The sequence below is a fragment of the Blastomonas sp. UPD001 genome, from assembly GCF_003426715.1.
Classification (GTDB): Bacteria; Pseudomonadota; Alphaproteobacteria; order Sphingomonadales; family Sphingomonadaceae; genus Blastomonas.
Genome location: NZ_QKVT01000145.1, coordinates 1 through 536, shown reverse-complemented (window position 1 = coordinate 536; position 536 = coordinate 1). Strand labels below are relative to the sequence as shown.

Annotated in this window: 1 protein-coding gene; it reads left to right on the top strand. The window is 40.7% G+C overall.

Features of this window, described 5'->3' with window-relative positions; genetic code table 11:
• Positions 1 to 372, top strand: a 372-nt coding sequence (locus DM995_RS23000; protein ID WP_286164979.1) for a DnaJ C-terminal domain-containing protein, incomplete at its 5' end; no start/stop codon positions are given.
• Positions 373 to 536 lie beyond the last annotated feature (164 nt).

The window sequence follows — 536 nt, the reverse complement described above, 5'->3', positions numbered from 1 at the left end:
CGTAATCAAGGCATTAATGGCGGGGATTTATACTTAAAAATTACCGTCGATCCTCATCCACTTTTTAAAATCGAAGGTACAGACATTTACTGCCAAATCCCCATTACTCCCACCGAAGCAGTATTAGGAGGTCAAGTCGAAGCACCTACCCTTGATGGTTTAGTGAAAATGACTATTCCTCCAGGAGTTAGGTCTGGACAAAGATTACGTTTAGCTGGTAAAGGTTATCCCGCCGATAAAGGTAAACGCGGCGATCAATTAGTAGAAATTCAGATAGTTACTCCTAAAAATATTACTAAAGAAGAACGAGAGTTATACGAAAAAATTCGACAGATGGAAACTTTTAAACCCCGTGCTGATTTATTTTATTAGGATTGTTGGTAGTTGGGCATTGGGCATTGGGCATTGGGCATTGGGCATGAATCAGTTAACAGTTATCAGTTATCAGTTATCAGTTATCACTCTTAACTGTTCACTGTAGCCTACGGCAAGCCGCTGACGCGTCTACACTGTTCACTGTTCACTGATTAGTTGTC